This window comes from Enorma phocaeensis (genome assembly GCF_900186505.1).
Classification (GTDB): domain Bacteria; phylum Actinomycetota; class Coriobacteriia; order Coriobacteriales; family Coriobacteriaceae; genus Enorma; species Enorma phocaeensis.
On the sequence record NZ_LT891969.1, the window covers coordinates 103,601 to 122,795 of the forward strand.

Annotated in this window: 17 protein-coding genes; 6 read left to right on the top strand and 11 right to left on the bottom strand. The window is 65.3% G+C overall.

Annotation, left to right across the window (positions count from 1 at the left end; all coding sequences use genetic code 11):
- Window positions 1-35 precede the first annotated feature (35 nt).
- The 3 genes from C1717_RS03395 to C1717_RS03405 all read right to left on the bottom strand — a co-directional run bounded on the left by C1717_RS03395 (window position 36) and on the right by C1717_RS03405 (window position 4,330).
- Complete coding sequence (locus tag C1717_RS03395) at window positions 36-1,154, bottom strand: IS1249 family transposase (RefSeq protein ID WP_102371851.1); 1,119 nt, start codon at window positions 1,152-1,154, stop codon at window positions 36-38.
- A 226-nt stretch (window positions 1,155-1,380) separates the two neighbouring features.
- The gene (locus tag C1717_RS03400; RefSeq protein ID WP_102371852.1) at window positions 1,381-2,805 is read right to left on the bottom strand and encodes a coiled-coil domain-containing protein; all 1,425 of its coding nucleotides are present in this window, start codon (window positions 2,803-2,805) and stop codon (window positions 1,381-1,383) included.
- A gap of 874 nt (window positions 2,806-3,679) precedes the next feature.
- Window positions 3,680-4,330 (bottom strand): lactate utilization protein, encoded by a 651-nt coding sequence (locus tag C1717_RS03405; RefSeq protein ID WP_102371853.1) that lies wholly within the window; start codon window positions 4,328-4,330, stop codon window positions 3,680-3,682.
- A 259-nt stretch (window positions 4,331-4,589) separates the two neighbouring features.
- Between C1717_RS03405 and tgt the strand changes: the two genes are divergently transcribed.
- Window positions 4,590-5,729: a tRNA guanosine(34) transglycosylase Tgt gene (gene tgt / locus C1717_RS03410; RefSeq protein ID WP_102371854.1), complete on the top strand. Its 1,140-nt coding sequence runs from the start codon at window positions 4,590-4,592 to the stop codon at window positions 5,727-5,729.
- A 49-nt stretch (window positions 5,730-5,778) separates the two neighbouring features.
- Here tgt and C1717_RS03415 read toward each other — a convergent pair whose 3' ends face one another.
- From C1717_RS03415 to C1717_RS03430, 4 genes are all read right to left on the bottom strand, one after another.
- Entirely contained in the window at window positions 5,779-7,212 is a 1,434-nt protein-coding gene (locus tag C1717_RS03415) for a CotH kinase family protein (protein WP_102371855.1), read from the bottom strand.
- Between the two features lie 4 nt (window positions 7,213-7,216).
- Complete coding sequence (locus C1717_RS03420) at window positions 7,217-7,912, bottom strand: DUF4956 domain-containing protein (protein WP_102371856.1); 696 nt, start codon at window positions 7,910-7,912, stop codon at window positions 7,217-7,219.
- Between the two features lie 156 nt (window positions 7,913-8,068).
- A complete protein-coding gene (locus tag C1717_RS03425) occupies window positions 8,069-8,803 on the bottom strand; it encodes a polyphosphate polymerase domain-containing protein (protein ID WP_102371857.1) in 735 nt (244 codons plus the stop codon).
- Window positions 8,803-9,672: an anti-sigma-I factor RsgI family protein gene (locus C1717_RS03430; RefSeq protein WP_102371858.1), complete on the bottom strand. Its 870-nt coding sequence runs from the start codon at window positions 9,670-9,672 to the stop codon at window positions 8,803-8,805. The genes C1717_RS03425 and C1717_RS03430 overlap by 1 nt, the downstream gene beginning before the upstream one ends.
- Window positions 9,673-10,190: 518 nt before the next feature.
- On the opposite strand from C1717_RS03430, the gene C1717_RS03435 reads away from it, so the two are divergent.
- Window positions 10,191-10,901, top strand: coding sequence for an LOG family protein (locus C1717_RS03435; protein ID WP_245859519.1), 711 nt, complete (start codon window positions 10,191-10,193; stop codon window positions 10,899-10,901).
- 61 nt (window positions 10,902-10,962) lie between these two features.
- A complete protein-coding gene (locus C1717_RS03440; RefSeq protein ID WP_102371860.1) occupies window positions 10,963-11,904 on the top strand; it encodes a TIGR02452 family protein in 942 nt (313 codons plus the stop codon).
- Between the two features lie 20 nt (window positions 11,905-11,924).
- Here the strand turns inward: C1717_RS03440 and C1717_RS03445 are convergent, their stop codons facing one another.
- On the bottom strand, window positions 11,925-12,515 hold the full coding sequence (locus C1717_RS03445) for an HdeD family acid-resistance protein (RefSeq protein ID WP_102371861.1): 591 nt from the start codon (window positions 12,513-12,515) through the stop codon (window positions 11,925-11,927).
- Between the two features lie 130 nt (window positions 12,516-12,645).
- On the opposite strand from C1717_RS03445, the gene C1717_RS03450 reads away from it, so the two are divergent.
- A complete protein-coding gene (locus C1717_RS03450) occupies window positions 12,646-13,752 on the top strand; it encodes an IS110 family RNA-guided transposase (RefSeq protein ID WP_102371612.1) in 1,107 nt (368 codons plus the stop codon).
- 490 nt (window positions 13,753-14,242) lie between these two features.
- On the top strand, window positions 14,243-14,701 hold the full coding sequence (locus C1717_RS03455) for a hypothetical protein (RefSeq protein ID WP_146003654.1): 459 nt from the start codon (window positions 14,243-14,245) through the stop codon (window positions 14,699-14,701).
- 12 nt (window positions 14,702-14,713) lie between these two features.
- Here the strand turns inward: C1717_RS03455 and thiD are convergent, their stop codons facing one another.
- Window positions 14,714-15,529, bottom strand: coding sequence for a bifunctional hydroxymethylpyrimidine kinase/phosphomethylpyrimidine kinase (gene thiD / locus C1717_RS03460; protein WP_102371863.1), 816 nt, complete (start codon window positions 15,527-15,529; stop codon window positions 14,714-14,716).
- 358 nt (window positions 15,530-15,887) lie between these two features.
- Between thiD and C1717_RS03465 the strand changes: the two genes are divergently transcribed.
- Window positions 15,888-17,399: a YfcC family protein gene (locus C1717_RS03465; protein ID WP_102371864.1), complete on the top strand. Its 1,512-nt coding sequence runs from the start codon at window positions 15,888-15,890 to the stop codon at window positions 17,397-17,399.
- A 208-nt stretch (window positions 17,400-17,607) separates the two neighbouring features.
- Here the strand turns inward: C1717_RS03465 and thiE are convergent, their stop codons facing one another.
- Together thiE and thiM are read right to left on the bottom strand one after the other, a co-directional pair.
- Complete coding sequence (thiE, locus tag C1717_RS03470) at window positions 17,608-18,300, bottom strand: thiamine phosphate synthase (RefSeq protein WP_102371865.1); 693 nt, start codon at window positions 18,298-18,300, stop codon at window positions 17,608-17,610.
- Window position 18,301: 1 nt separating this feature from the next.
- Window positions 18,302-19,135 (bottom strand): hydroxyethylthiazole kinase, encoded by an 834-nt coding sequence (gene thiM, locus C1717_RS03475; protein ID WP_102371866.1) that lies wholly within the window; start codon window positions 19,133-19,135, stop codon window positions 18,302-18,304.
- Window positions 19,136-19,195: the final 60 nt, after the last annotated feature.

Here is a 19,195-nt window from a genome sequence, read left to right on the forward strand (position 1 = left end):
TAGGACAAAAAGTGTGTCTCGATAGAACACGTGTCCTAATCCAGCCAGAAGGGGTACGGGTTCTTGTGGTGCAGCTCCTCCCAGACGGCCCGGTCGCCCCACTCCGGCCCGCCGTCCTCGCGCTTGGGCGACGCCGAGTAGGTCCTGTACAGGAGGTCGATGTCGTCGTCGGTGGGCATGGAGCGAAGGATCTCCCTCGCCGGCCTCGGGCCCTCGGTGTGCATGTAGCACCACCAGAAGACCGCCTTCACGCGCCGCATGAGCGACAGCCCGCGGTGGTTGCGCAGGACTTCCCTGAGCTGCGCGTTGACGCCGCCCTCGATCGGGTTGTTGGTGCGCGGCAGCGGCCCCTCCGCCGTGAGCGCGGGGTCCAGGTAGGTGAACAGCGTGCCGGCGCTCACGAGCCTCGAGAGCGACGACCTCGCCTTCCTGAGCCTCTCGTGGGTGAACTGGCGCCGGCCGTCGACGTAGGAGACGTCCTCGAGGAAGTCGGCCCAGAACCCGCACCACTGCAGGTAGCGCTCGACCCACCAGTCGGCCTGGCGGAGGGTGTCGAGGTGCATGAGCTCGATTGACAGCGCGTAGAGCTCCCTGCCCGCCTGGAGCCTCGGCCTCGTCGTCGTATAGCGCCTCACCTGCGAGAACGCGTGGAAGAGGCACCTCTGGACCCTCGTGCGCGGCCATGCGCGGCGCCTCGCCTTCTCGAAGCCCGTCCCGCCGTCGCACACCACCACGTCCGGGGCCGGGATGGGCGCCATCAGCGCCTCCCACGCCCTCGATGCCTCCGCCTGCGCCATGTACCACGAGACCACGTGCTCGCCGTCGTAGGCGATCAGCACGACGAGGTCGCGGGCGAGCCAGATGCCGTCGACGAAGAGAACGCGGCGCACCTCGCCCGTGGGCTCCGGCATGGGCCAGATCGGCCAGAAGCCCGCGGCGAGCCTCCTGAACGTGCGCCCCTGCCCGGGCATGTCCGCCTGCGTCGCCTTCGAGAGCAGCCATGCCAGGAACTCGTCGAGCCTCGCCGCCGCGTCGTCGTAGGAGACCGTGGTCGAGGCGCCGCACGCCCCGCACCTCCACCTCTGCGCGCCCGCGCTCGTCTTCCCGTTCCTCTTCATCTTCGCCCCGCAAGAGGGGCACCTGACCGCCTTCATCCCCAGCTCCTCGGTAATCGGGGTTTTAACGGCCTGATTTTCAGTCATCTACCTGCGGGACAGGAGCGAATCCGGACACACTTTCTGTCCGAGTGGTTAAATTCCCCCTGGAGATTTAAGCGCGTGAAAAAGGGGCATCGACCTGCGTCGATGCCCATGATTCGGACACACTTTTTGTCCTATAAGCCACGGTTGGATACCGGCGCCTTGTCTTTTCGCGTAGCGGCTACCGGTTCATCAAGAAGATGACGAGTGCGACGATCGCGATGACTACGACGGCGACGGCGACGATGACGCCTATGAACCGCAGGCGCGAGCCGCGGGTCCTCAGGCGCACGTCATGCTCGACGCCGGCGAGCTGCTCAACCTGGGCGCTTTTGACGCCAAAGGCCGCGCGGTCGTTTTCCAGGCGGGTGGCGAGCTCGGCTGTGACCTCGGGATGCGCGTGGATGTCGTTCGCCTCATCGAGGAGCGCCTGCGCCTCCATCGCCTCGTCCTCGGCATCGGCCGCTTGCTGCTCCTGCTCGCGCTTGGCCTTCTCCTGAGCGGAGATCTGGTCGCGCAGCGCGCGCTGGCGCTCGGCGGCGTCGTCCTTGGCCTCGCGATAGACGTTACGCGCCTCGTCGGCCGCTTCGCTGATCTCGCGGAACTGCTTCTTCGCCTCGTCGATGGGCTTTTCCGCCTCGCTCACCGCCCAGCGGGCGCGCTCGAGCTCCTCGGCGAGCTCCTGGGTCACGCGCGGGAGGTCGTCTTGGGCGGCTTGCAGGTCGCGTGCGGCATCCGAGATGTCAGCCTCAAGCTCGTCGGCGCGCACGCTGTAGGCCGCCGAGTTCGCCGAGGGGTTGCGCTGGATCTCGGCGTATTCCTCTCGGAGCATGGCGAGGCGGTTCGAGGTGCTCTCCACCGCCGCCTTGGCCGCGGCCACGCCGTTCGTGTTGTCCGCCTCCGCCTTCTCGAGGTTACGCTTGGCATCATCGAGGCGCCGCTGCAGGCGGCTGCCGCTCTCGCGCGCGGAAGCCTCACGCGCCTCTGCCGCTTCGAGGGCGGCTTTCAGGCGCTTCTCGTTCTGCGCATCGGCATCCTTCATCTTCTTGAGCTCATCCTTGAGGCGGTCGATCTCGCCCTGGAGCCGCTCCTGCTCGAGCTCGCAGGCGGCGATAACCTTCTTCGCTTCATCCTTGCGCGCGCTTTCGGTCGAGATGATCTCCTCGTAGCGAGCGGCCACGTCCTGGCGATGGGCGAGCTCGGCCTGTTCGTCCTCGATCGCATCCCCGATGGCTTCGAGCTCATCGCGGGCCGCCGCGTGCGCGCGCCTGGCTGCGCTCATCTCGCGCATGGCCGAAGCTCCCTGCGTGAAGAAGGTCCCCACGGCATCGACGGCGGAGGTGAGCTGCTGAGCCGCCTCATCACCGGGCGAGGCGTCGCCTGTGCCAGGATCCGGGGCGAGCCCGCCATCATCGGGTTCATGTGCGCTTGCGTCAGGCGTCTGCTCGGTCCAGGGGCTGGGATCGAGGCCCTCGGACTGCGGCTCGGCCTGTGTGAGGTCTTGCTGGGTCGTTGCAGCTTGCTGGGTAGGCGCGGCCTGCTGCGTGGATGCGGCCTGCTGATCGATGTGATCATCCTGCGGCTGCGTGTTCTGCTCAAGATCCATATCTGCCCCCGTGATCGTCGTTGGCGGGCCGGCGGAGCCGGACCGATGATGGGTCTATACCCGCTATACGCCTTCTATGATAGCCGGCTTCACGGACGGAACCGGCGGGCGTGCGGGATTTCGCGCGCGACGTGCTCGCTTGAGTTCGTCTGTGCGGCTTGCCTCCTGTTTCCGGGCCCGATGTGCTGGGGAAATCCGTTCACGGGCTCGAATCAACCGCTTACGAACAGGTGCCAAAAGATCGGCGTCAAAGGCATAAACGAGTGCTAGCTGGGAATATTCAGCAATGAAAAGCAAGGTCGCTTCAGAGAAGTAAGCGACGACCGAAGGAGGCGATTCCAATGGGCACAGAAGAGATAGCACAAGCGTTCGAGCTCGTTGGATGCGACTCCAAGGCTAGTTCGTAAGGGTCTATGCAGAAGGCAAGCCATTGGATTCCGTCGCAACACGGAAAACAGCCGATGAAGAGACGCAAACAGGCTCGAAGGCATCTATAGCGGCAGGGTTCCCGGTGCAGAGGAGCAAGGGAGCCGAGGAGCTGGATAGATGCATTGGGGTGAGTCCACCGTAATAGACACGCCGGAGGGGCGGTGAGCGAAAGCGCACCGCCCCTCATCATGTTGAGTGGTCGCCGATGGGCGCGTCCGGGGGCAAGGTCTCCGAGTGCAACGCTCCAAAGTGTCTACATCGGGGTATCTCGATGGCGCCTTCTTTTGTCGAGATACCCCGGTTTAGACAGAATTAGCTCGTACAACCTCAAAAAGTATCCCGATCACAGCATCTCGGCAAAACATGAAGCTTGGGTTGGTGCGTCGAAGTGCGCCTAGATGGCCATTTCACTGAGGGACACAGTCGGGATGCACTTCGGAGGCCGCTAGTAGCCGAGCTCCTCGCCGATGAGGACGACCCTGATGCGGCCCTCGTGGCGCGAGTGGCGGGTCACGACCATCTGGCAGCACATGCAGCTCTTGGAGTGGCACTCGGCGCAGGTCCCCGTGAGCTCGCAGGGGGTGCCGGTGTGCAGGCGCGCGGCGTTGAGCGGGCAGGTGATGGTGCGGATGCGCTTGAAGCCGGCCTCGACGTCGGCGACGAGCTTGTTCATGCCGACGAGCACCACGACGTGCTCGGGGCCGTGCAGCAGAAGCGACAGGCGGTCGCTGTTGCCGTCGATGTTCACGAGCTCGCCGTTCACGGTGAGGGCGTTCGCGCTCATGAAGAACCAGTCGGCGCAGACGCGATCGCGCCACATCGCGCGCTTCTCCTCGGGCGTGGTCGCCGTCGTGCGGTCGAGCATCCGGTAGACGCCGGCCTCGTCGAGCGCCGCCTTCATGCCGGTCTCCTTGAAGGTCTCGGTCCCGCCCCAGGTGACGGAGTCGCCCTCGGCCATCCAGGAGCGGACGAGCTCGACGGCCTCGGCGCTCGAGGGGCAGAAGTAGCCCTCCATCCCGTGGTGGCCGAGGTTCTTGATGACGGTTTGGGCGGTCGTCGCGTACGCGGCGCGGACGGTGTCGGTGAGCTGGGCCATGGGTTCTCCCTTCGACGGTGATGCCCTTATGGTAGCAGGATGCCCAGGTGCCGGAACGTTGCGCGACGCGCGATAACCAATCCGTAAGGTGTCCAAGCCAGCTGCGACGTGGGGCAGGTGCGCGTGCCTTGGGAACATGCCGAAAGAGAGCCTGTATCTGGTATGATGGCGTATCGCCGCGGTGGGTCGGGGTTTAAGGCGACCGGGCCGATCCACGACCTCCGCCGCATAAACGTCAGCCAAACGAGGAAGGTGCCCCATGGACCAGTCCCTCTTCACCTACGACATCGTCGCCGAGGACCCCGCGACCTACGCCCGCGCGGGTGTGCTCCATACGCCGCACGGCGACATCGAGACCCCGATCTTCATGCCCGTGGGCACGCGCGCCACGGTGAAGGGCGTGCCCTGGGAGACCGTGCGCGACCTCGGTGCCCAGATCGTGCTCTCCAACACCTACCACCTCGCTATGCGCCCCGGTGCCGACCTCATCGCCGAGATGGGCGGCCTGCACGACTTCATGAACTGGCACGGGCCCATCCTTACGGACTCGGGCGGCTTCCAGATCTTCAGCCACTCGGACGCCGTCAAGCTCTCCGACAAGGGCGTGCGCTTCATCGCGACCGATTACGACGGCAGTCACGTGTTCTGGAGCCCCGAGGACAACATGGCCATCGCCCAGAAGCTCGGCAGCGACATCTGCATGCAGCTCGACCAGTGCATCGGCTATCCCGCCGAGCGGCGCGACGTCGAGCGCGCCATGGACCTCTCGAGCCGCTGGGCCGAGCGCTGCTATCGCGCGCATACCCGCCCCGACCAGGCGCTCTTCGGTATCGTGCAGGGCGGGATGCACCTGGACCTGCGCGTGAGGAGCCTCGAGCGCCTCGAGGACATGGGCGACTTCCCGGGCTACGGCATCGGCGGGTACTCGGTGGGGGAAAGCCACGAGGTCATGTTCGAGACGCTCGAGCCGCTCGCTGCTGAGTACATGCCGCGCAAGAAGCCCCGCTACCTCATGGGCGTGGGCAATCCCACCACACTCGTGCGCGGTGTGGCCGCAGGCATCGACATGTTCGATTGCGTGCTGCCCACGCGTACCGGGCGCATGGGAACGGCCTTCTCGAGCGAGGGGCGCCTGAACTTCCGCAACGCCCGCTTCGCGCGCGACCCGCGTCCCGTCGATGAGCGGTGCACCTGTCCGGTCTGCACGGGCGGCTACACCCGCGCGCACATCCGGCACATGGTGGCGCAGAAGGAGATGCTCGGCGGCATCCTGCTCTCGATGCACAACATCTACTACCTGCTCGATCTTATGCGCCGCGCCCGCCGCTCGATCATCGAGGGGACCTACGGGGAGTTCGTGCGCGCCTGGATGGACTCGCCGGCGGCCGCGGACTACTAAAGGCGCGCTCAAAGGGCGCGCTCAGAGCGTGACGGTGGCCTACGCGTGCCTACGTGCCGTCGCGCTCGCCGGTCTCCGCGGTCGCATCGAGGTCGGCGAGCTCGCCGAGGTCCTCGAGGGTGATGCTCGACGCATCCACGAGCGATGCGGGCGCCGCCGCCTGGCCCTCCCAGGTCGCGGGAATGCCGCCGGCGAGCTGCTCGCGCACGCTCTGGCCGCGCAGCTGGCAGAACGCCTCGATCGTAGAGGCACCGGTGAGGAACTCCCCATAGGTGCAAAACGCCGTGGGATCCTCGGCCACATAAGGGGCGATGAGCTCGACGGCGGTGGCCACGCGCTCGGAGAGAAGCCCGCTTTCCACGTAGCCCGCGACGAACTCGTCGAGGTGGGCATGGTAGCGGTCGCGGTACTCGGCATGCGCCATAAGGTTCGTGAAGAGCGGGCGCTCGGCGAGGACCTCGGGCGCGGCAGGCTCGTCTATCGGCAGGTTCACGTAGGTCCCCGCGTCGTCGGGCAGCTCCCTTCTGCCCAGCGCGTACGTGCCAAAGGCGAGGTTGTAGTCCCACGGCAGCATGGCGATGCGGCCATCCTCCTCGTAGAGCAGGTAGTTGTGGCCGGTCGACCCTAGGTAGCCGTCGAGGTTCGCCACGAAGGTCTGCACGGCGAAATAGCGCAGCACCAGATCGACATCCACCGAGCGCTCGATGCTCGCGCGGTCGCCCGCCGCAAGCAGCCGCAGGGCCTCGATGAGGCGCCCCTCGGCATCGGGATCGAGTGCCACGCGCGCCCTGTCGAAGATGCCGGGATAACTCGCGGGGTCGTCGTCTGTGTAGCGCAGGGCGACGTCGGCGTTCTCATCTTCGAGCGAGCGGTAATCGGGCTTGTAGAGCGCGCCGTGGCCCGCGCCCCACAGGCGCTCGGTGTAGGCGTCCTCGGGGTCTTCCACGGCGAGGAAGAGGCCCCAAGGCTCTCCGTTCACCGTCACCCAGGTGAAGCTCGTCGCCGGAGCGGGCACGCCCATATGGCGCATCATGTCGTAGGCGAGGTAGGTCTTGAGGTAGCTGTTGTCTTGGAAGGCGGCGTCGAGCGAGAGCTTGTCGAGGCCGTAGTAGGTGAGACCACGCTCGTAGTGGTCGAACTCGACTTTGAGGCTGTAGCGCGACAGGCCGCGCTCGGCCATGTGGCCAAGCGAGTTGTTGCCCTTGGCGCGCAGGCCCACGCCTCGTATGCGCTCACCATCGATGACGAGGTCGCAGCGGGTGTAGGTCTCGGTAGGGGCGGCGGCGATGAAGGCGTCCCAGTCATCGATCACGATGTCGATGGTGTGCACGCGTTCCGCAGCGAAGAGGCGTTCCATGTACGCGTCAGCGCGCGCCGGCTTGATGGCCCCCGTCGCCCCGGCCACGATGAAGACCGCTGTGAGCAAGACGGCGCACAGCAGGGCGATGGCGGTCGCCGTATCGGCGCGCTTGGTGCCAAACATTCCCTTACCCCAGGTAATCGCCGTTGTAGGAGACGAGGGTGGCGTCGGTGACACCCTCCACGGCGCAGATAGCCTCGGTGAAGGAGGTCTCGGCGTCTTTGAGGCGCAGCTCGTAGGTGAGCTCGAGGGTGGCCGGTCCATCGCCTGCGCCGATCACGTTCTTGGCTTTGAGGGCGTTCGCGCGGGCGCACTCATCGAGCTTCGCCTTCACAGCGCCCTCGGCTTGGTCTGCCGTCTCGCCCGCGATGCGCACCACGAGCAGGTAGGGGCGGTCCCACGCGTGTGTGTTGGTGACGAGCAGCATCACGAGACCGATGAAGATGCATGCCGCGAGTGCGAGCACGAGGAGGCCCGCTGCGAGCACGATGCCCGTGGCGATGCACCAGAACAGGTAGACGATGTCGAGGGGCTCTTTGACGGGGGTGCGGAAGCGCACGATGGAAAGGGCGCCCACCATGCCGAGCGAGAGCAGCACGTTGCTCGATACCGCGAGGATCACGAGCGTGGTGATGAGTGTGAGCGCCACGATGGTCGCTTCGAAGCTCGTGGATTGCATGAGGTTGGTCGTGGTCTTGCGGTAGATGAGCGCTATGAACAGACCCAGCGCGCAGGCGAGCGCGAGGGCGAGGGCTGCATCGAGCAGAGGGACCGCGTCGATGCGGTCGAGGAACGATGAGCGGAAGATGTCGTTGAAGGTCATGGTTCGTCCTGTTCCTGGATGGTACATGCGGTTCAAGGTGCGGGTGCGGTGTTACGATGGGCGTCTGGCGAAGCGGCCGCCGGGTAGAGTGGCGATCGTCTTGCAGCGCGGTCGCCTGGCGAAGCGGAAGCCCGTCACTATGACTTCGAGCGAGCCTCACTCATAGCGGCGGGCAAGCGCGTACTTGGAGTACGCGGTGCGCGAGCAGCCGCTGAGGTTCACGGCATCGCGGATGATATCGGGCAGGTAGGCGTCGTACTTCACCTCGAGTACGACGGATCCGGGGTTCACGGGTGCGAGCAGCCGCGAGGCGTCGAGGAAGCTCTCTACGCTTGGGCTCGAGCGCACGTCGCGGTCGATCGTGATGCGCACGTTGCCCGGCCGGTAGCAGAACGCCTCGCGCTCGTAGGCGACGATCGTCGCCGGCTTGAGCGCTTGGGCGCGCGCCGATGCGACGAACTCGGCAAGCACCTCGTCATGTTCTGCGAGCGCAAGCAGGCCGGGCGTGCTCTCGCCTGCGATGAGGGCGCGTGCAACCTCGCGCGGCACCGTGGTCTTGCTCTTCGTACCGAGCCCGTTGAGCTTGAACTTCTTCTCGAGCAGGACCGGGGAGTCCGGTATGCCCGCCGTCGCGTCAACGCCCCAGGGCTCATAGGTGCGCAGCCGCCACTTGGCACGGCGCGAGAACCCCTCAAGCTTCTGCCTGAGCGCGTCGTCGTAGAGCGTGTCGAAGTAGAGGCTCCGCACCGTGTAGCGGCCGGAAGCCCCGGCATGCCGGTCCCGGGGAAGCAGCATGCCGAGGCGTCGCGCCAGAAGATCCGCCTCGATCGGCGAGATGGGGTACTTCAGCTCATGCCTGGGCTGGACCCTTCTGGTTCCGGGGGCGAGCATCAGTCGTCGTAACCGGAGTCGCCGTGGCCGGAGTTGCCTCCGTCGTCGTAGTTGCTATAGCCGGAGTTGCCGCCGCCACCATAGTTGCTGTGGCCGGAGTTGCCGCCGCCAGAGGGCTGCGGGGTCGGTTGGGGCGCGGGTGCAGGCGTGGGCGCGGGCGCCGGGGTCGAGGTGCCGCCACCGCCGCCGGAGGTGCCGCCACCGTAGTTGCTGTAGTTGGTGTAGCCAGAGTTGCTCTGTGCGGGCGCCTCGTAGTCGGTCACGCCGTCGTTCAGCGGGCCGTAGTCGGAGTCGTAGTAGTCGGTCACGCCGTCGTTTTCAGGGCCGTAGTCGGAGTCGCTGTAATCCGTCCAACCGTAATTGCTCGCGCCGGTGACCTGCATCGGAGCGGTGCGACTCTGGCTTACCACGTAGGTCTGGGTATCGCTCACGATGTTGCGCAGGAAGTCATTGGACGGCAGCGAGGATCCATCCTCCACCTCGAGCTCGATGGCGTTGCCATCCGCCTCGACTTCCTCGACGAGGAAGCCCGCCTCATTGATGCGCGCCACGAGCGCGGAGACCGCCGCGCGGCACTCCTGCCCTTCGAGCGAGGCAAGGTCGAGGCCCATGGCCTGGGCGTCATCGTTCAGAGCGTCCACCCCGACGACCATACCCTGGGCGTCGTAGTGAATCGCGAACTCGGGATTGACGCGCAGGATGAGCGTACCCCCGCCCTCGGGATAGGGAAGCTCGGGCTCGGGACTCGGCTCGACGGCTGCCTGCTGCGGTGCAGGTTGCGCGTTTTGCGAGATCGCGAAGATCGCACCGCCGCCGATGATCACAGCGAGCAGCGCGGCGAGCATGATCACAAGATTCTTGTTCGTCATGTTGTTCACCCCTCGGTCGTGTGCGGTCTTTCCACAGGGTTTTACCGGTGGATGGCTCCCCTCAACGGGAAGTCAGTTACCTGCCAAGGGGTAGCCACTCCTCTTGTACCACGTGGTGACGCGTAACGCTTCTGAAAGCCGCGTAAGCGTTTTGTAAGGGCTCGCTAACGAATTGTAAGCTGAGCGCCTATAAGCCGTTTGTGGTTCTATTGGCGCCGCTCACCGAAACGTCAACAGGGGAATGTAGGGGCCGGTGCTCATTCCGGCGATGTTGGGTGCTGAGGGGCGGGGGTCCAGGTGCGCGCGACGGGTGGGCGCGTGCGCGACAGGGGGTCTGGCACCCTGGGTACAACAAGACCGGTGTGCGGCCCGCCACCGCGCCCGGTTCTAAAGAGAGCTCGCCCTCTCCGCCCATCTTCTAGGAGGTTCCCATGGATTCCGAAGACCGTCTGCCTCACTACGATCACGTCGAACCCTCCGTACCCGCGCCCGAGGGGACCTATCATCGCGGTCCCGTGATGATGCGCGGGCGCATGATTCCCGCGGACACCACCTACGGCAACCTCCTCGCGCCCGAGAAATCCACCGACTGGCTCCACATGGATCCTTGGCGCGTCCTGCGCATCCAAGCGGAGTTCGTCGACGGTTTCGGTGCGCTTGCGGAGCTTGGACCCGCGGTCGTGGTGTTCGGCTCGGCCCGTGCGCGCCCGACCGATTCCTCGTACGCTCAAGCGCGCAGGGCAGGCGAGCTCATCGCACGGCGCGGCATAGCGACCATCACGGGCGGCGGCCCCGGCATCATGGAGGCGGCCAACCGCGGGGCTGCCGAGGCCGGCGGAGTGTCGGTTGGGCTCGGCATCGAGCTTCCGTTCGAGGACCGGTTGAACGACTGGGTCAACCTGGGCATGTCCTTTAGGTACTTCTTCGTGCGCAAGACCATGTTCGTTAAGTATTCCAGCGGCGCGATCGTGTTCCCAGGTGGCTTCGGCACGCTCGATGAACTGTTCGAGCTGCTCACCCTTGTCCAGACGCACAAGGTCAAGCGCACCCCGGTGGCATTGGTGGGCAAAGCGTACTGGGGAGGCCTCTTCGATTGGATCGAGGGGGCCGTCAAGGGGGCGGGCATGATTTCGCCGCTCGACCCCGAGCTCGTACAGCTCACCGATGATGTGGAGGAGGCTGTCGAGATCGCGGCAGGCGGGATCGGCCGCGAGCGTCCCGAGGCATGACGGATGGCCTATACTCGTTTGATAGCTGGCCTTACCGCGACTTTGATGCGAGGTTGATCACATGGATCGTCGACAGAACCGTCCCGCCCAGGCAAATCGTTCCAACCCGCGGCGCGAAGCGCGCCGTGCGGCCGCCGAGAAGCATACCGCCGAGGTCGCCGAGCGTCTGGCCAAGGACATCGAGCGGTCCCGCGCCGGCGTTGTCCGCTATGACGGCGCACCCAAGGTGGAGGTCACCGAGCCCTGCGTGCCCGAGGTCGCGGTGGTGGCGCAGGATGCCATCGCCGCCGTGCTCGAGAACGGCCGCGGCTACGCGCAGTTCTGCGATCTCGCGGTCCTCGACTTCGCGTCCTTCGTGAATCCCGGCGGCGGCTATATCAGGGGCGGCCTTGCCCAGGAGGAGGCGCTGTGCACCGAGTCCTACCTCTATAACGTCTTGGACGGCGAGCGCGACTGGTACCAGGAGAACCGGCGCCGCAATATCAACTGCGAGCTCTACCGCGAGCGCGCGCTCGTGGTGCCGGCGGTGCGCTTCGAGCGCGGCAAGATGCACGCCTACGCGGATGTGATCGTGGCGGCGGCGCCTAACGCCCGCCGTGCGCGCGAGGAGTACCGCGTTGCCGATGATGCGCTCGCGGCGGCCATGCGCGACCGCATCTGCTTCGTGCTCGACATCGCCGACGCCCTCGGGCACGAGAAGGTCGTGCTCGGGGCCTATGGCTGCGGCGTCTTCGGGTGGGATGCCGAGCAGGTGGCAGAGCTGTTCCGCGCGGAGCTCGCCGGTGGCACACACGGGGTGAAGCAGGTCGTCTTCGCCATCCCGCGCACGCGGTATGACGAGAACCTCCCCAAGTTCGAACATGCATTCAGCGCGCTCCCCGAGGCTCCCGCCGTCACCTACGCTGAGGAGCGCGCTGCCCAAGAGGCTGAGCGCGCTCGCGATGCGGCAGCTGCCGCTGCTCAGGACGACGACGAGGATGACGATTGGCGAAAGTACCTCTAGGTGCGACGTCCTAACGAAGCTTATCGATCGATGCGCTTGATGGAGATGCTCTCTACGATGAGGGTGGCGCCTGCCACGATGAGGTATCCGGCGATGAGGTACACGAGCGCGAAGCTCGTCATCATGGGCATGAGCAGAAAGAGGATGCCGAGGATGATGTTGATGACGCCGGTCGCGGTGCCGGCGGAGGATGCGGGAATCTGGTAGAAGCTTAGCTGGCGAGCGAACGTCACGCGCTCGATGCCGCTTACGATGAGTACGAGGGCGAGCATGAACACGAGCGCGCTCGCGGTAACGAGGCTGGGCAACGCGATCAACAAGACGCCGATCAACGCGTTCAGGACGCCTGATGCCATCATCGTGCCATTTCGGAAGAACTCAGGTGTTTGGAAATAGCCTGCTATCTGCGTGATTCCGTGGACGATGAGCACCGCCGCGGTGATGGATTGAATGATTGCGTACAGGCTGAAGGGCGATAGCGCGGCGGCGATGCCGGCCACAACGAGCGCGATGCCAAGGACGACCATCCAGGTTTTCGCGTGACGAACCTTCCTGTTCCAGGCGTCGATATACTCCTCGATGTAATCGCGATTGGGGTCGAAGCTACTCATAACGAGGCCTCCTTAGAGACGATATGAGCTGAACATTGAGCCCCTCCTCCTGTCGCAGGTCCGTGGGTCGGGCGACAATGGTCGTATCCCGCAACCGTGGCCGCGCGCCACATACGACAGAGGAGGGGCCATGTCCCATTATGTCACAGCCATCGGTCTCGACGTCCACGCCCGCAGCATCAAGGCCTTCGCCCTGAACCCGATGACAGGCGAGGCCGAGCGGGCCTCGTTCGGCTACGACCCGGCGGCGGTCGCCGAGTGGGCGCTCGGCTTCGAGTCCCCGAGGGCCGTCTACGAGTCCGGGGTCACCGGCTTCCACCTCTGCCGCGCCCTGCGCGCGCTCGGCCTGGACTGCGTCGTGGGCGCCGTCTCCAAGATGCAGCGGCCCGCCGCCGACAGGGGCAGGAAGACCGACAGGCGCGACGCCGAGTTCCTGGCGCGCCTGCTCGCGACCAGGAACGTCGTCGAGGTGTGGGTCCCCGACGAGCGCACCGAGGCCGCCCGCGACCTGTCGCGGGCCCTCGCCGACGCGCGCGACGACCTCCAGCGCGCCAAGCAGCGGATGTCGAAGTTCCTGCTGCGCCACGGCCACGTCTTCGACGAGTCGACGCCGACCGGGCGCAGGAGGGGCAACTGGACGCGCGCGTACTGGAAGTGGGCCGACGCGATCGAGTTCGACGAGCCCGATGACGCCGCCGCCTACGAGCACTACCGCGACTGCGTGAGGCGCTGCCAGGAGGCGCGCGACGAGCTGGCGGGGAAGGTCGCCGAGTCGGCCGGGAGGCCGGAGTGGAGGCCCGTCGTCGACGCCCTCAGGTGCGTGAAGGGCTTCGACGTCGCCACGGCGTTCCTGCTCGCCTGCGAGGCGGGCGACTTCTCCCGCTTCCCCACCGCCCCGTCCTTCGCGTCGTGGTGCGGCCTCACGCCCTCGGAGCACTCGAGCGGTGAGACGTCGTCGAAGGGCGGGATCACGCGGGCGGGCAACGCCCACGTGCGCTCCGCCCTCGTCGAGGCCGCCTGGCACGTGCCGATGTCCTCGCGCGACCCGAAGCCGCTCGCCCCGGGCCAGGAGGTCGCCCCCGCGGTGAGGAGGCACGCGACGAAGTGCAACCGCAGGCTCATCGACCGCAGGGAGGCGATGGCGGGGGCCGGCAAGCGCCCCGTCGTCGCCAACTGCGCCACCGCGCGCGAGATGGCGTGCTGGGCCTGGGCGATAGCGAGGATGGCCGCGGAGTAGCGGCCGCCCGAGCGAAACAGGGTCCGACCCCGGGGCCCGCCGCGTTCGAGGCCGTTGGGAGGCCACTCGAGTCTCTTTTTATGGGCAGCGGGGAACCGCCACGCCCGCCATACAGACTTCGGCCGAGGCCCCCAGCCGTAGCAACGAAATGCGCAGCCGACGAGGCCACGCGCGGATATTAGAATGCCGAACGTGCGTCGAACAGACACGCCCTCAAGCGGCGGCGCCCCCGGGTGAAGATAGGTAGGCCCGACCGGTCGCGGTAGCTCCGCGGGCGGTCGGGCCGGTTTTGCCTCTTGACAATGTTCAGCTCATATTAGAAAAGCCCCGACCGCGGACCGGTCGGGAGCACGTTGTTAATTCTCTTCTACCCAGGACATGACGCGGTAGACTGTGAATCGCGTGATGTTTTGCTTAAGAGCTTGGCTGGACGATGACGAAGGGCGTGGTGCAGATGATGGGGTCGAGCTGCCAAAGCAGCCTATGGTTCATGTTGGCGGTTGCTCTTTCGGTGGTAAGGGCTGTTCTCGCGGTTCTCGATCCCGGAATCGGGATCTTTGCGCTGTTCGATGTGATCGCGCTGTTCATCACGGTCGTGTTCTACATAGCGATACGCTCGCGCATCAAGTACCTTGGTCGTGATGCTGCGAAGGCGCGGGCGATGGGCTGGGACCGCTACGGTGCCCGTGGCGCCCGCTACATGAGCGCGAAGGCTACGGTCTGGCTGTTCGTCATCATGCTCTCGCTGGTGGTTGTGGTTTCAAGCGCGGCGCTCGTCCTCGTCGCCCTGCTTGCAGTCTATCAGGGGCGCTGCATGCTCCCCGTTCAGCTCCTGCCCTTCGAGACGGCGATTCCGCTTGCCGTGGTCCATCTGCTCCTCGCAGCACCGGTCTTGGTCTGCCTTGTGCTCCTTGGACGTGCTTTGCTTGCGGAAGTAGACGGGGTCTGAGCAGGACCGCTCCTAATACTCCCACATATGGTTGACGGGGCCGGAGCCGTGGCCGAGGTCGAGGCCTGCGGCGAGTGCGCCGGTGAGATACTCCTTGGCCTGGTTAACTGCCTCGGGTAGCGTTCGGCCCTGGGCGAGCGCGCAGGCGATTGCCGAGGAGAGGGTGCAGCCGGTGCCGTGGGTGTTCTCGGTCTCGACCCGCTTGTGGCGGAACCACGTGATGCGCGGGGCGTCATCTTCATGGGCTACGGGCTCGGCTAGCACGTCGTTGGCGTCGTTCACGTTGTGCCCTCCCTTGACGAGCACGGAACAGCCAAAGCGCCGAACGAGCTCGGCGGCGACCACCTCCTGATCATGAGCGGATCCGATCGCGTGGCCGACGAGGGCCTCCGCCTCCTTGATGTTGGGCGTGATGACGGTCGCGAGCGGGAAGAGGCACTCGGTTAGCGCGGACACAGCGCCCTCGTCTATGAGACGCGCGCCCGAGGTTGCGACCATCACCGGGTCGACCACGATGTTGATGGCTCCCCAGTGCGCAAGGCGCTCGGCAATGGCCTCGATGATGGGGGCAGAGGATACCATGCCGATTTTCACAGCTGCCGGTGGAATATCCTCGAAGACGGCATCGAGCTCATCGGCTACAAAGGCGGGCGTTGCGTCGAGCACCGAGCGCACTCCGAGCGTGTTCTGTGCAGTGAGCGCGGTGATGGCAGTTTCCGCAAAGAGTCGATGCGCGGTGATGGTTTTGATATCCGCTTGGATTCCCGCGCCACCGCTCGAATCCGAACCGGCGATGGACAGGACGGCGGGTACGGTCGTGACGTTCATGCATACCTCGATTCCTCGATACGTTCCGCTTGGGGGCAGCTTTCTGGGTTTTTCCTTCGGCTCAGTCGGCCATCGGCTATGCGCCGCCAGCATCTCGCCATGCGGCGGCACCCTGCGCGGTTGCTTGGGTAGCTTTACCCGTTTATCGGCATGTGTAAGCATTCGGGCACGGTGGGTCGGTGTATCGATGGAAGCGCGGGTCGCCCCTCTCATCAAAACGCTCTTGAGTATTTGAAATGCCGAGGTAGAGGCCATTATTCCCAGCGGAATGACAACTTGTATCCCCATGCTCTGTTTCAATTTGCGAATAAAACGGATACCATGATGCACGTTTTGTCCAAAGTGGTTAGGAGCACGCATGTCTCAAAACCAAACCGATTCGAGCTCTGAGGCGCTCGAGCCGAAGGAGGGTGGCCAGGCCAAGCAGAAGGTCATGATCTCCTCGTACACGATTCTTGTGATCATTACCCTCATCGTAGGCGTGGCTACCGTGTTCTTGTCGCGAGTGCTTCCCGGTGTCACTGCGGCGTCGCTCTCCGACATCCTGGCTTCTCCCGTCATGGGCTTCCTCGACGGTATCGAGGTCTCGCTCTTCCTGCTCATCCTGGGTGGTTGCTTGGGTATCGTGAACAAGCTGGGCGCACTCGATGCGGGCATCGCCGCGCTCGTCCGTGCGCTCCACGGCCATGAGACGGTGCTTATCGCCGCGATCATGGCGATCTTCGCGCTGCTTGGTTCGACCTACGGCTTCTGCGAGGAGACCATTCCGTTTTACGCGCTGCTCTCGGCGACGTTGTTCGCTGCGGGCTTTGACACGATGGTTGCCGCCGCGACGGTTCTCCTGGGTGCCGGCGTGGGCTGCTTGGGCTCCACGGTCAATCCGTTTGCCGTCGGCGTCGCCATCGACTCGCTCGCGAGCGTGGGCATCGAAGCGAATCAGGGCATCGTGATCGTGCTCGGGTTCATCCTCACCGTGGCGAGCTACGCCATCTCGCTCTTCTTCATCCTGCGCTATGCCAATCGCGTGCGTAGGGACAAGGGGTCGACCATCCTGTCGCTCCAGGAACAGGCGGCCGCCGAGGAGGCGTATGGCAAGGATGCCACGGAGAAGGTCGAGACGCTTGAGTTCACCGGCAAGCGCAAGCTTGCGCTCGCATTGTTCGGCATCTCGTTCGTGGTCATGATCTGCGGCTTCATCCCCTGGGAAGACTTCGGTGTGAGCGTCTTCACCGCCGGTGGCGTTTACGACGCTGCGGAGGAAGCTTGGACCACCATGCCGTGGAGCGGCATCATCACCGGCAACCCGGTGGGCGAGTGGTACTTCAACGACGCTTCGATCTGGTTCTTCCTCATGGCCATCGTTATCGGCGTGCTCGGCGGCCTGCGCGAGAACGAGATCGTCGACGCCTTCCTTTCCGGTGCAGCCGACATGATCGGCGTGGCGCTCATGGTGGGCCTCTCCCGCGCCATCTCGATCTTGATGGGCGAGACGGGCCTCGATATCGTGATCCTGAACGGCGCCTCGGCAGCTCTGGCTGGTACGAGCGCGTTGGTCTTTGGACCGCTGTGCTACCTGGTGTACCTTGGTCTATCCGTGGTTATCACGTCGACCTCGGCCTTGGCCACCATCTCCATGCCCATCCTGGGGCCGCTGGCGGCGAACCTCGGCTTCTCGCCCGAGGTCATCATCGCCATCTTCTGTGCGGCGAACGGCCTGGCGAACCTTTTCAGCCCGACGGCGGTCTTCCTTCCGGGCCTGCTGCTCGCACGAGTGCAGTATCCTACCTGGCTCAAGTGGGCGCTCGTGCCTATCTTGACCATAGCTGTTGCGAGCGTGGTGATCACCACCGCCGGGCTGCTCGTGCTGTAGCGGGAGGCGTGGCTGCGTATCGCGTGGGGCTATACCGCGCGAACACTCGGCTCGAAATCGCATGAAAAAGGGGCTGACGGTCGATGTCGTCAGTCCCTTTTTCATATCGTCGCTGGCTAGGTCAGCGCTTTCTCAGCGCTGTCGGTTCAGCTCAAGGTTTCGGCTGCGGTGGTCGGAGCGGCTCGCGCAGAGGGCCTCGAAACCGCGCCTATCCAAGTGCGGCATGCAGCGCTGCATCGAGCTCGCGAACGGAGCCCGCGATGTCGTCCGAGGCAAAGATGGCCGAGACCACTGCCGCACCGTCCACGCCGGAACCGCTGAGCACCTTTATCGTGTCAGCATGCAGCCCGCCGATTCCTACCACGGGAATCGATACCGCGCTGCAGATGCGTGCAAGTTCCTCTGAGGTCACATCGACGGCATCCGGCTTGGTGGGAGTGGGGATGAGCGCTCCGACGCCGAGATAATCCGCGCCCGCCGCCTCTGCGGCGAGCGCCTCATCGACGGTTTGGGCGGAGACGCCGATGATCGCATCGGGGCCTAAGATGCGACGGGCTTCGGCGCATGCCGTGTCGCTTTGCCCCACATGGACCCCGTCTGCACCCGAACGCAGAGCGGCTTCAACATCGTCGTCGATAAGGAAGGGGACGCGGGCTGCGCGGCAGATGGGCTGGATGGTGCCGGCGAGCTCCACGATTCGGTCCGTGTCGAGATGCTTCTCCCGCAACTGCACGCAGGTGGCGCCGGCATCGACGGCATCGCGCACGCAGGAAGCGAGGGTGCGCCCATGGAGCCAGGCGCTATCGGTGACCGCGTAAAGCCACATCGCCTGGCGTATGTCCTTCGGGCTCCAAGGTCCGCGAGCCGCCTGCGTGGCGGCGCGGGCAACAGCTATTCCCATGCTACAGCTCCTCCACGCGCGCACCGTTTGCGAGCTGGTCTGCAGCCATGTTGAACGCTGCGTCGATGAGGTAGGTGCGGAAGCTCGCATTGCCGTCGAGCTCGCCCATGCGATCCTCGGCTACCTCGCCCGCGAGGCCCCAGCCGGCGATGGCGGCAACGGTGGCTTCGAGGGCGTGGTCGGGATTCGCCACGACGTAGGCGGCGATGATGGTATCGAGCATGCAGCCGGTGCCGGTGATCTTGCCCATGATGGCACGGCCGTTGCGGATGGCTACGGCTCGTTCGGCGGTCGCCACGAGGTCGATCGCGCCGGTGACGGCGACGATGCAGCCGAGCTTGCCGGCGAGCTCGCGCACGATCGCGGCGACTTCGGCAAGGTTATCCTCGGTCACGGCGTCGTCGGGGTTGGCGTCGACGCCGCGCGTGGCCGCCGCGGCACCGGTGAGCGCCTTGATCTCGCTCATGTTGCCGCGCACCACGGTGATGGGCAGCTCGTCGATGAGGGCTGCGGCGGTATCGGTGCGCAGGGGGCTCGCGCCGGCTCCAACTGGATCGAGCACAATCGGGTGTCCAAGCTCGCCGGCGACCTTGCCCGCAGCATGCATGGTCTCGATGGTGCGCGCGTTCAGCGTGCCGATGTTCAGCACGAGTCCTCCGCAGATGCGAGTGATGGCCGGGGCGTCGTCTATATCATCGGCCATGATGGGGCTGCCGCCGCAGGCGAGCAGGGCATTCGCGCAGTCGTTGACGGTAACGTAGTTGGTGATGCAGTGCACGAGGGGCGTCGTTGCACGGACGTTCTCGAGTGCTGAGGACAAAAGCTTGCTATCCATGGAAGGGTTCCTTTCTAAATGGGACTCGGCCGACGGGAGTCGGCACGAAACGGGAGTGTT

Bases quoted from the DNA above. Each gene is read 5' to 3' on its own strand.
- C1717_RS03395 (WP_102371851.1), bottom strand. From the start codon at position 1,154: ATGAAGGCGGTCAGGTGCCCCTCTTGCGGGGCGAAGATGAAGAGGAAC.
- C1717_RS03400 (WP_102371852.1), bottom strand. From the start codon at position 2,805: ATGGATCTTGAGCAGAACACGCAGCCGCAGGATGATCACATCGATCAG.
- C1717_RS03405 (WP_102371853.1), bottom strand. From the start codon at position 4,330: ATGGCCCAGCTCACCGACACCGTCCGCGCCGCGTACGCGACGACCGCC.
- tgt (WP_102371854.1), top strand. From the start codon at position 4,590: ATGGACCAGTCCCTCTTCACCTACGACATCGTCGCCGAGGACCCCGCG.
- C1717_RS03415 (WP_102371855.1), bottom strand. From the start codon at position 7,212: ATGTTTGGCACCAAGCGCGCCGATACGGCGACCGCCATCGCCCTGCTG.
- C1717_RS03420 (WP_102371856.1), bottom strand. From the start codon at position 7,912: ATGACCTTCAACGACATCTTCCGCTCATCGTTCCTCGACCGCATCGAC.
- C1717_RS03425 (WP_102371857.1), bottom strand. From the start codon at position 8,803: ATGCTCGCCCCCGGAACCAGAAGGGTCCAGCCCAGGCATGAGCTGAAG.
- C1717_RS03430 (WP_102371858.1), bottom strand. From the start codon at position 9,672: ATGACGAACAAGAATCTTGTGATCATGCTCGCCGCGCTGCTCGCTGTG.
- C1717_RS03435 (WP_245859519.1), top strand. From the start codon at position 10,191: ATGATGCGCGGGCGCATGATTCCCGCGGACACCACCTACGGCAACCTC.
- C1717_RS03440 (WP_102371860.1), top strand. From the start codon at position 10,963: ATGGATCGTCGACAGAACCGTCCCGCCCAGGCAAATCGTTCCAACCCG.
- C1717_RS03445 (WP_102371861.1), bottom strand. From the start codon at position 12,515: ATGAGTAGCTTCGACCCCAATCGCGATTACATCGAGGAGTATATCGAC.
- C1717_RS03450 (WP_102371612.1), top strand. From the start codon at position 12,646: ATGTCCCATTATGTCACAGCCATCGGTCTCGACGTCCACGCCCGCAGC.
- C1717_RS03455 (WP_146003654.1), top strand. From the start codon at position 14,243: ATGTTGGCGGTTGCTCTTTCGGTGGTAAGGGCTGTTCTCGCGGTTCTC.
- thiD (WP_102371863.1), bottom strand. From the start codon at position 15,529: ATGAACGTCACGACCGTACCCGCCGTCCTGTCCATCGCCGGTTCGGAT.
- C1717_RS03465 (WP_102371864.1), top strand. From the start codon at position 15,888: ATGTCTCAAAACCAAACCGATTCGAGCTCTGAGGCGCTCGAGCCGAAG.
- thiE (WP_102371865.1), bottom strand. From the start codon at position 18,300: ATGGGAATAGCTGTTGCCCGCGCCGCCACGCAGGCGGCTCGCGGACCT.
- thiM (WP_102371866.1), bottom strand. From the start codon at position 19,135: ATGGATAGCAAGCTTTTGTCCTCAGCACTCGAGAACGTCCGTGCAACG.